This is a genomic window from Synechococcus sp. W55.2 (assembly GCF_047461635.1).
In the GTDB taxonomy this organism is placed as follows: domain Bacteria; phylum Cyanobacteriota; class Cyanobacteriia; order Thermostichales; family Thermostichaceae; genus Thermostichus.
In genome coordinates this window covers 41870-52008 of record NZ_JANSHM010000011.1, presented here as the reverse complement: position 1 = coordinate 52008, position 10139 = coordinate 41870, and the positions used below count along the sequence as shown (strand labels likewise).

Genomic DNA, 10139 nt, shown 5'->3' with positions numbered 1-10139 from the left:
GTTCTATTGTGACTTCCGCATTCCTCCCGGCACTGACCCTACGGGTACAGTGCGGGGCTCCTGCGATTTCTAGCTGACGCTCCAAAAAAGTGGCAGGGGCCTGCAGATACACTTGGCCAAAAGGACTCCGTCCCGCTTACGCGATCGGCAAAACCGCTCGGCAATCGCGATTGATGGCCAGGCCAACGGCTGCACCAAACTCCAGCAGCTCGACAATATGAGCTTTCTCCAGCAACAGCCCATGGGATCCCATTCCCTTAACCAGCCAAACCTGACCGCTGCGTACCTGCTCCAGAAGGGTAGAGGGATCCCGAAGCCTAGCCCAGAGTGGCGGTTCAACCTGCTTTCCAGGGCACGTCTGACCCGTACAGCCCAGTGAGTCAGAGCCGTTGATGGGTGTGGGGGTGCTGTTTGATGTTGTCGGCATCCTTCACCTCCACAACCGCGTTGAGGATCCGTCGGGGCTCAACGCTGTGATTGAGCTTAAACACCCCCCGCTCTGGAGTGCAGGTTTGGTGCAGGGGGATATGGCGAAACTGGGGCTTGCTGCGATAGGTGCGGGCCGCTGCCTGCACCCGTTCCACGAAGTCTTCTCCCAACAACACCCCTGGCGGGAAAACATCGGCAGGCAAAGTTGGGATCCCGTTGTTCACGATCTCGGCGTAGGTTGTGGCGTAGAGGAGAACATAGGAAGTGCTGCGGCGTTCTTGGGCTAGGCAGTCCAAATCGGCAGCAGGCACCGGCTCGGCCACCAAAACCTCTACCAGGCGACCTTCCTGATCCTGCTGGAAACAAGTGGCCACTCCCAGTACCACGTACTCCAGTCCTTGCACTGGGCTAGAGCCTTGCACTGGGCTAGAGCCAAGGTGGGTTTGAGCAGTATCCGACATCGGTGCCGATCTCCAAGCGGGGGAGCGAACTTTCACGGCTCCGGCAGGCGCCAAGATCCCTCAAGCCGGGCGCAGTTCTCACCATAGCAACAATTTTTGCGTCGGGCAGCGGGAGCTGTTGCAAGATAGAAGGCAGATCCCAGCCCAGCTCTCTGTAAAGGATGGCAAGGGCGGCACTTGGCTGCAGGGATCCAAACTTTGCTTTACTGTAGCGAAGCGGGGTCAGTACTGCCCGAGGGGAGCAAGGGGTTGGGTTCCAGGCACCTTTGGCAACCCTTGATTCATCATTATCTAGGAAATACTTGCTCTAAGGATCCGACCATGGCGGATGGCGAATACAGACCAGGCTTGGAAGGCGTTCCGGCCACACGCTCCAACATTAGCTTTGTGGATGGCCAGGCGGGGATCCTGGAATATCGGGGCATCCCCATCGAGGAATTGACCGCCCACAGTACCTTTCTGGAGACAGCCTACTTGCTGATCTTTGGCAAGCTGCCGACCCAATCGGAGCTGGACAACTTTGATCAGGCAATCCGCAGTCATCGACGGGTGAAATACCGCATCCGCGACATGATCAAGTCGTTTCCAGAGTCGGGCAACCCGATGGATGCTCTGCAAACCTGTGTGGCGGGCTTGGGGCTGTTTTACCCGCTGCGGGAGATGGATCCCGACTATGTATTCGGCACCGTCACCCGCTTGCTCTCCAAGCTGCCGACCATGGTGGCCATGTTCCACCAGATGCGACAGGGCAATGATCCCATTCCCCCGGACGATAGTCTGGATCACGCTTCCAACTTTCTGTACATGCTCTCGGGCAAGAAGCCGGATCCCTGGTTGGCCCGCATTTTTGACATCTGCCTGATCCTGCACGCCGAGCACACAGTCAATGCCTCTACGTTTGCCCTTCTGGTGAGCGCTTCCACGCTGGCTAACCCTTACAGCAGCCTGGCCACGGCGGTGGGTACCCTTTCGGGGCTGTTGCACGGGGGGGCCAACCAACAGGTGATGATGCTGCTGCGGCAAATTGGCTCGGTGGAAAATGTGCGCTCGTTTATCGAGGAGAAACTGGCCAAAAAACAGCGCATCATGGGCATGGGGCACCGAGTCTACAAGGTGAAGGATCCGCGGGCCACTATCCTGCAGCGGCTGGCTGAGGAGCTGTTTGAGCGCTACGGCCACGACAAGTACTACGACATTGCCCTGGAGGTGGAGCGGGTGTGTGAGGAGTTGCTAGGGCCGAAGGGGATCTACCCGAATGTGGACTTCTACTCAGGGTTGGTCTACGCCAAGCTGGGGATCCCAGAAGATTTGTTTACACCGGTGTTTGCCATTGCCCGAGCGGCGGGTTGGCTGGCCCATTGGCGGGAGCAGTTGTCCGATAATCGGCTTTTCCGACCCACCCAGGTGTACACAGGTGAACGCCAGCAACGCTACATCCCTATAGAAGAGCGGGGTTGAGAGCCGTTTGACAGGGCGCTGGGCCGGGATCCAAACTCAGTAAGGCCCAAATTGTGCGTGAGGCGGTGTGTTGAGCCTTTTAGACCCTCCCCTTTGGCGAGACGGGTTCACCCTGTTTCTGAGCCTTGTGGTGCAGGCCATGCCATTTCTGCTGCTGGGGGTGTTTCTGTCGGGGCTGCTGGCGGTGTTTGTCGAGGGATCCCAGTTGGCCCGTTTCCTGCCCAAAGGCAAAATCGGCAGCGCGGTGGCCGGTGGCGCTTTAGGATTCTTTTTCCCGGTGTGCGAGTGTGGCAACCTGCCGGTGGCCCGTCAACTGGTGATCAAAGGGATCCCACCCCACGTGGCGGTGGCCTTTCTGTTGGCGGCGCCGGTGTTTAACCCGGTGGTGATCTTTTCCACTTGGATTGCCTTTCGCTCCATGCCGGAGCTGGTGATCTACCGAGTTCTCTTTTCCTTCGGCATTGCGGTGGTCATCGGCTTGATCTTCAGCCTGCAAAAGGATTTCCAGCCTCTGTTGCAGCCGGCAGTCTGGCGGGAGCTGCAGCGCAATTGCTCCCAAGAAGCTGATCCGAAGAACATCTCCCGCTCGCCGTTGTTGCAGGGGGGCACCTTCTGGATTGGATCCCAGGGCCCTGCTCAAGGGGCCTCTGGCGGATCCCTGGCCACTTTACAAACGGCTGAAGATGTGTATCGCTCTGCTCTGGCCGCTGCGCCTTCTCCCTCCAGGGGACAAAAAGGAGTTCTCCTGCTGCAGACCTGGGCCAGGGAGATCTGCGAATTGGGATCCGTGCTCATCTTGGGCTCGGCGATGGCGGCCCTGATTCAAACGGTGATCCCGCGTTCGTTTGTGCTGGATTATGGCCAAGATGCATTGCTCTCAATCCTGATCATGATGGCCCTGGCCGGGATCATCTCCATCTGCTCGACGGTGGATGCCTTTTTCGCCCTCTCCTTTGCCGCCACCTTCACGCCGGGATCCCTGTTGGCTTTTATGGTGTTTGGGCCGATAGTAGACTTGAAAGCCATAGGCTTGATGCTCACTCTGTTCAAGCCCCGCGCCATTTTCTACTTCGTGATCTTGGTCTTTCAGCTTACTCTGGTGGGAGCTTTAGCCATCAACTACTATGGCAGTTAAAGCGTTTGTTTGAACCTTTCTCCACAGGGACACCCTCTCCATCCACTCTCCGTCAAATATTCGTCAAATATAGTTGCTTCAGTTTAGGGTAAGACGCCTGGGCTCCTGATCGCGCCAGCGGGACGGAGTCCTTGAAAAGCCTTCCGGCTCGGTGCACTTTAAGTGTGGGTGCAGTGTCCTGCTTTAAATCGAAATGACTATAGAAAGAGTTGCCTGGATAAGGTTTGTCACCAGAGGACTCTGCTCCCAGACGGTTGAGAACTCAGGTGTTACAGGTTTTATTGTAGTAAACTCAAGAAGGACGTAGTCTGGATTTCATAATTATCGCGACCCTATTTTTCAGCAGGACAAAGCTATGAGCAATCTATACTCGACAGACTTTAACTTGTGGATTGACCGAACAACCCGGCTATTGCGGGAAAGGCGCTGGCATGAAATTGACCTAACACACTTAATTGAAGAGGTTGAGAATTTGGGTAAGAGCGAACGACGAGAGATTACCAGTCAATTAACTCGCCTTCTGCTGCATCTACTCAAGTGGCAATATCAACCTCAGCGCCGTTCAGATAGCTGGCTAGATTCCATTACAGATGCGCGAACCCAAATCGGATTGGCCATAGAAGATAGCCCTAGCCTAAAAGGTTATCTGGTAGAGCAACTTGAAGAGAGTTATCAACGGGCGCGCCGCCAAGCAGCCAGACAAACGGGGATAGAAATCTCGACATTTCCAGATGTCTGTCCCTACTCTCCAGAGTTGGTGCTTGCAGAGGACTGGCTGCCGGAAGTTTGACAGTCCACACCACGAAGCATTTAACGGTGGACAGCATTCCCACAGTACTGACTGTAGAGCTTTGGACTGGTGTTGTCCTGCCCAGACAATCCATCAGGGATTAAACATGGGCAATACAGATAGACCAAGGCCAATTGCTGTGCTACTGTTGCTATTCCTCAAGCAGAGGCGCGCTCCTGCCAGGTGCGCATCTTGCCCGGATTGAGCAGGCCATAGGGATCCACTTCTTCTTTAAAACGAATCTGGCGCGGATCCATCACTTTGCGCCCGCCGTCTTCGATGATGAAAGTGTGGGGGTTGGCAATAAATACTCCCTGCTCTTCGTGGTAGCGCATGATCTCGTTTAGACGCTCTTCGGTGGTAAAGCGGACAATTTGCAGGCCGACAGGGGTAGCTTGCCCGTTGATGCGAATCCACTCCAGGTGCATCAGCACTTCGTCGCCAAAATACTCGTACATGTGCTGCACCAGCTTCAGCTCCCGATCGGCGGGAAAAGCCGATTGTAAATAAGTCAGGCTGGGATCCACGCTGCGGCAGTGCAAGGTGGTGTGATTCCAAGAAAATTCCCCCAGTGAGATCCCCTTGCTGGCCTCCTGGGCCGTTTTGTTGTAAACCACTTGGCCCCCATGTTCCCGGACAAGCTCCAACAGCGGCTCCAGGCTGCATTCGGCCACCATCAACAGGGCCACAGCGGATCCTTCTGGCAAATGACCCCGCAGCGGTGCAAAGTAGCTGGGGATCGGCCAAGCGTGCAGGCTGACCAATTTCTTGAGGATCCCATCGGCATCGCCCAGGGCTTGGCCAAAATGGGCACAGGGCATAAAGCCCACTTCAGGGGGAAAGGCCACCACCAGCTCCGCCCAAGGATAAGCAGGCGCCAGCGGGATCTCCACCTCGGTGATGATCCCATTGAGGCCCCAGGCATGGCTCACTTGGAACACCTCATCTCCCCGCAGCTCCAGCACCCGGGGCTCTTCCTCCAGGGTGACCACCCGCAGCCCCAAGATGTTGCCCCGATCCCGCAGTTGGCCGTAAGTCACAGAACCAATGCCACCACTGCCGCCGGCAATGAACCCCCCGATGGTGGCCGTGCGATAGGTGGAAGGAGCCATGCGGATCTCCCAGCCCATCTCCCGGGTGTGTTTGTCGATGGCCATCAACTTGGCCCCCGCCTGCACCCGCGCCAAGCCCGGCTTTGCCCAAAGCACCTGGTTGAGCTTGCCCATGTCCAGGATCACACCCCCGGCCAGCGGGATACATTGGCCGTAATTACCGGTACCGGCACCGCGCACCGTAACCGGGATCCGCAGCCTGGCACAGGCCGCTGCCACCCGCATCACCTCGGCCTCATCGGCGGGGCGCACCACCACATCTCCCCGCTTGTCGCTCAGTTGTCGGCTCAGCACGGGGCTGTAGTGGTAAAAATCCAACGACAACTTGGCCACCTGAGCCGGATCAGTGATGATCTCAATACCCTCTAAGTCAGAACGCAAAGCCTGCAGCTTGTCAGGAGCGGCAACGATCATAGGTATCCGTATTTGGGTGCAACGGTTCTTCAGACTCCATCATCGGCAGAAATTGCCTGCAAAAGGGTTTGCCGAGAACAGTATGGGAAGGATCCCTGTCCGGCCAGGTCGATTAGCCGAAGCGGCCCTCCACATAATCTCTTGTGGCTTGCTTGGTGGGGCTGTTGAAGATGACTTCAGTTCTGTCAAATTCCATCAGCTCGCCCACACGGTTGGATCCCACCAGCTCCACGCTGAAGAAAGCCGTCATATCCGAGACGCGGCCGGCCTGCTGCATGTTGTGGGTGACAATGATGATGGTGTAGTCCTGTACCAGCTCCTTCATCAGCTCCTCAATGCGGCGGGTGGAAATGGGATCCAGTGCCGAACAGGGCTCATCCATCAAAATCACATCCGGCTGTACCGCCAGAGCGCGGGCAATACACAAGCGCTGCTGCTGCCCTCCCGACAGCGACTGGCCGTTTTCTTTCAGTTTATCTTTCACCTCATCCCAAAGGGCAGCCCGCCTCAGCGAGGTTTCCACCACCTCGTCCAAGTCCACCTTCATCCCCAGCACCCGCGGGCCGTAGGCCACGTTGTCGTAAATGCTTTTGGGGAAGGGATTGGGCTTTTGGAAGACCATGCCGATACGCCGCCGCACCGCCACCGGATCGACCTCTTTGGCGTAGAGATCCTTGCCGTGGTAGGTGAGCTTGCCCTCTACACGAGCACCGGGGATCAAATCGTTGGTGCGGTTAAAACAGCGCAGAATCGTGCTTTTGCCACAGCCGGAAGGGCCGATAAACGCAGTAATCTGTCGGGCTGGGATGTCCAGAGTAACATTTTTTACCGCCAGATTGGAGCCATAGTAGACATTCAGGTTCTCGGTCCTGAAAACGTAAGAGGTCTGGTTAAGAGATTGAGTTTGCATAGCAGCACTCACAAAAAGAGCTAGAGTTCGACGAAGAGTTCGATTCAAGACTTTGTTGAGAATCCTCAGGCTATTTCCTGGTCTTGTACACCAAAAAGCGAGCGGTCAAGCTGGCCGCCAAAACGATGGCTAGCAAAACCAAAGCCCCTGCCCAAGCCAGCTCCTGCTGCACCCTGAAGGGAATAATGGAGAAAAAGTAGACCATCACCGGCAAGGTGGCCACCGGGCCAGAGAGATTACTGGACCAGAAATTGTTGTTGAAGGCGGTAAAGAGCAGAGGTGCCGCCTCGCCCGCCGCCCGGGCCAAGGCCAGGATTAGACCGGTTACAATTGCTGGCGCTGCTGCCGGCAAAACGACGCGCATTGTGGTTTGAAAGCGAGTTGAGCCCAGACCCATCGAAGCCAAGCGCATGTCCGGCGAAACCAACAGTAACGCCTCCTCGGTGGAGCGGATCACAATCGGCAGCATCAGCACGCCCAAAGCCACCCCTCCCGAGAAAGCCGAAAAGCCGGATCCCCTCACCACCACAGCATAGGCAAACAAGCCGCAGAGAATGGCCGGTACCCCCGTGAGCACATTGCAGGAAAACTTAACCAGATAAGCCAAGCGGGTGCCGCGACCGAATTCAGACAAGTACACTGCCGCCAAGATGCCGAAGGGAAAGCTCAAAGCCGCCCCCGTAGCCAGCACCATTAAACTGCCGACAATTGCGTGACCAAAGCCCCCTTCCGTCAGGCCAGGGGCAGGGTAGCGGGTCTGGGTGAGGACATCCCAATTTATCCGCTGGATGCCTTCCTTGCCCACATCCCACAGCACCCAAGAGAGGGAAGCTACGATTACCGCTACAAAGATGGCGCTCAGCAGGGTTAGGACAATGCCTGTGTAATTGCGGACAGGGGCAATGGCGGCACGAGTAATGTCGATATCAACCTTCTCGGGGGCAAGCTGTGCTGAGTCCGACATGATAACAGTGCTCCTTCATCTTCTTTCTGCTTCTGAAGTTACTGCTCCAGGTTTTGAAACTTGCGAATAATGATCTCGGCAACGATGTTGACCAATAACGTCAGCACCATCAGCACCACGCCGGCATACATGAGAGCCGACACCTGCAAGCGTCCTGCCTCCCCAAACTGAGAGGCAATCAAGGCAGTAATGGTGGATCCCGGCTGCATTAGAGAGATGTTGATGCGGTTGGCGTTGCCAGAAAGCATGGCCGCCACCATGGTCTCTCCCAGGGCCCGCCCCAGCGCCAGCATGATCGAGCTGACAATGCCCGACAGGCCGGCAGGGATCATCACCGTTAAGATGGTCTCCCAGCGGGTTGCCCCCAGAGCCAAAGCCCCCTCTCTCAGGCTGCGTGGCAGAGATTCAAAGGTACTGCGGGTAATGGAGATGATGATGGGAGAGATCATGATCCCCAGCACCATAGCCACTATCAACAAGCTGGGCCCCCGCGGAGCCGGGCCACTCAAGAAAGGGATCCAGCCCAGCGTCTGGTTGATGGCTCGAAAGATGGGCCGCACTGCTGGAATCAGCACAAAGATCCCCCACAGCCCCAGCACCACACTGGGAATGGCCACGATCAGCTCAATGGCAAAGCCAATCGGCGCCGTTACCCACTTGGGGGCAAAACCTTCCGTCAAAAAAATGGCAGTGCCAATGCCCAGAGGGATGGCAAAAATCAAAGCCACCAGAGAGGTCACCAGACTGCCATAAATCTGCGGCAGCACCCCGTAGATGTTTTCCACCGGGTTCCAGCGGGCAGTAACCAGGAAGCCCAAGCCAAACTGCTGAATCGCCGGCAGAGCCGCTTCGGTGGTTTGAAGAATCACCCAGATGAGGATAATGCCGGCAAACCCTGCCAAGGCCAGCGTCAGGCGGACAAAACCCACATCAACAGCCCGGGACGGGCTTGCCTTTTTCTCAATGTCAACATCGATATCTGGGTTTGGCGGTGAACCATAGCCCGTAGCCGCTGAAGTCATAGCCCCTCTCCCGTGATCATCTTCGGTTCACAATCCTCTCTTCGGCCTAAAATCTCTTCTAAAGGATCCCACCGTGCAAAGCAGAAGCCAGCAGCCGACCGAGAAAGCCTCATCTGCCTCCCCAGCCGGCCACCAGCTCCACTCTAGTGGAGTTCAGGCTGCACCCCGGTCATCGCACCGCATTGGGGTTAACGGTAATGGCATCCAGCTCGGCAAAGATCCGTTGGATAGCCGCCTCAGGCATGGGGATGTAGTCCAGCTCGCGGGTAATGGCCTGACCTTCCGGCCCCTGGGTCCATTTCAGAGTCTCCACCAGCTTGGTCAATTTCTCCTGGTCGGGATACTCGCGGTACAGCATCACCCAGAACAAGCCCACAATTAGGTAGTCATCTGGCCCTTCAGGGTCGGGCACCAACAGCGCAAAGTCATCAGGAATGGGAGCATCAAGCGCCGAGGTAGCTGCCTCAGTCGAGAACTCAACAATGTTGCCCGCTTTGTTTTCCAAGCGAGCAGTGGCCATATTTTCCAGCTTGGCATAGGACTGGTTCACGTAGCCAATCGTCCCTGGCTCCTGCTTGATGGTGGCGGCTACGCCCTCATTCCCTTGGGCTCCAATGCCAACAGGCCACTCGACGGAAGTGCCTGCGCCCGCAGTCCAGTTGGGACAAGCCGCTTTGAGGTGGTTGGTGAACACAAAGGTGGTACCAGAACCATCAGAGCGGTGTACCCAGGTGATGTCCAGGGGTGGCAGCTTGTTTGCTATACCTGGGTTATCGGCCTTGATGCGATTGTCGTCCCAGCGAGTGATCTCGCCGGTCACGATGCCGCAGTAGGTTTCCCGCTTCAGGATGAGCTCTCCGTCTTCAATGCCGGGCAGGTTATAGGCAAACTCGATGGCCCCTCCCCCCAGAGGCAACTGTAGGGGCTCATAGCGGTATTTAGCTCGGAAGCCTTCCAGGCGAGCACCGGAGAAAGGCGCCTCAGAAACGCCGAAGTCCACAGTGCCATTGATCACCTGCTCTAGGCCAGCACCACTCCCGACAGACTGATAGCTGACTTGCACAGTGGGGTCTACGGTGCGGTTGTAGGCGTCGAACCAACGTTGCAGCAAAGGAGCCGGAAAGGTCGCGCCCGCCCCGGAGATTTGCACGGTTTGGGCTTGAGCCGAGGTCGCTGTTAGAAATCCTACTGTTAGAGCGGTGAGGGAGAAAAGAGAAGCAGAAAGCAGGGTTCGCATAGGTAATATCTGTTGCGAATCAACATTTTTAACCTTATAACCTCAAAGTTAACGGAGGAATATCTAAAGGTTAACCTTAGGTTAAGTCAAGAGAAAAATCGATATTTTTTGAGTGTGCTGGCTCGTTTCCAAACCTCGATTTTCCATCTGGTGGTCTTGGCCAGTTTGGATTTCAGCAAAATCAGGATCCTGGAGCCCAGGATCCGC

General features: G+C 56.4%; 10 protein-coding genes. 3 read left to right on the top strand and 7 right to left on the bottom strand.

Annotated elements, in window-relative coordinates; translation table 11 throughout:
* Nucleotides 1-136: 136 nt before the first annotated feature.
* Nucleotides 137-427 carry a hypothetical protein gene (locus NW828_RS04200; protein WP_414381792.1) on the bottom strand — a complete coding sequence of 97 codons (291 nt, stop codon included), beginning with the start codon at nucleotides 425-427 and terminating at the stop codon, nucleotides 137-139.
* Nucleotides 381-890 carry a hypothetical protein gene (locus tag NW828_RS04195; RefSeq protein WP_414381789.1) on the bottom strand — a complete coding sequence of 170 codons (510 nt, stop codon included), beginning with the start codon at nucleotides 888-890 and terminating at the stop codon, nucleotides 381-383. Before NW828_RS04195 ends, NW828_RS04200 begins: the two co-directional genes overlap by 47 nt.
* A gap of 321 nt (nucleotides 891-1211) precedes the next feature.
* Between NW828_RS04195 and NW828_RS04190 the strand changes: the two genes are divergently transcribed.
* The 3 genes from NW828_RS04190 (at nucleotide 1212) to NW828_RS04180 (ending at nucleotide 4273) form a co-directional block, all read left to right on the top strand.
* Nucleotides 1212-2348: a citrate synthase gene (locus tag NW828_RS04190; protein WP_414341728.1), complete on the top strand. Its 1137-nt coding sequence runs from the start codon at nucleotides 1212-1214 to the stop codon at nucleotides 2346-2348.
* 67 nt (nucleotides 2349-2415) lie between these two features.
* The gene (locus NW828_RS04185) at nucleotides 2416-3483 is read left to right on the top strand and encodes a permease (RefSeq protein ID WP_414381786.1); all 1068 of its coding nucleotides are present in this window, start codon (nucleotides 2416-2418) and stop codon (nucleotides 3481-3483) included.
* Between the two features lie 355 nt (nucleotides 3484-3838).
* Entirely contained in the window at nucleotides 3839-4273 is a 435-nt protein-coding gene (locus NW828_RS04180) for a DUF29 domain-containing protein (protein ID WP_414381784.1), read from the top strand.
* Between the two features lie 158 nt (nucleotides 4274-4431).
* Here the strand turns inward: NW828_RS04180 and NW828_RS04175 are convergent, their stop codons facing one another.
* The 5 genes from NW828_RS04175 to pstS form a co-directional block, all read right to left on the bottom strand.
* A complete protein-coding gene (locus NW828_RS04175; protein ID WP_414381782.1) occupies nucleotides 4432-5799 on the bottom strand; it encodes an FAD-binding oxidoreductase in 1368 nt (455 codons plus the stop codon).
* A gap of 112 nt (nucleotides 5800-5911) precedes the next feature.
* Nucleotides 5912-6709, bottom strand: coding sequence for a phosphate ABC transporter ATP-binding protein PstB (pstB, locus tag NW828_RS04170; protein WP_414381779.1), 798 nt, complete (start codon nucleotides 6707-6709; stop codon nucleotides 5912-5914).
* Nucleotides 6710-6779: 70 nt separating this feature from the next.
* A complete protein-coding gene (gene pstA / locus NW828_RS04165; RefSeq protein WP_414381776.1) occupies nucleotides 6780-7673 on the bottom strand; it encodes a phosphate ABC transporter permease PstA in 894 nt (297 codons plus the stop codon).
* A 38-nt stretch (nucleotides 7674-7711) separates the two neighbouring features.
* Nucleotides 7712-8695: a phosphate ABC transporter permease subunit PstC gene (gene pstC / locus NW828_RS04160; RefSeq protein WP_414381773.1), complete on the bottom strand. Its 984-nt coding sequence runs from the start codon at nucleotides 8693-8695 to the stop codon at nucleotides 7712-7714.
* A gap of 169 nt (nucleotides 8696-8864) precedes the next feature.
* Nucleotides 8865-9932 carry a phosphate ABC transporter substrate-binding protein PstS gene (pstS, locus tag NW828_RS04155; RefSeq protein WP_414381770.1) on the bottom strand — a complete coding sequence of 356 codons (1068 nt, stop codon included), beginning with the start codon at nucleotides 9930-9932 and terminating at the stop codon, nucleotides 8865-8867.
* Nucleotides 9933-10139: the final 207 nt, after the last annotated feature.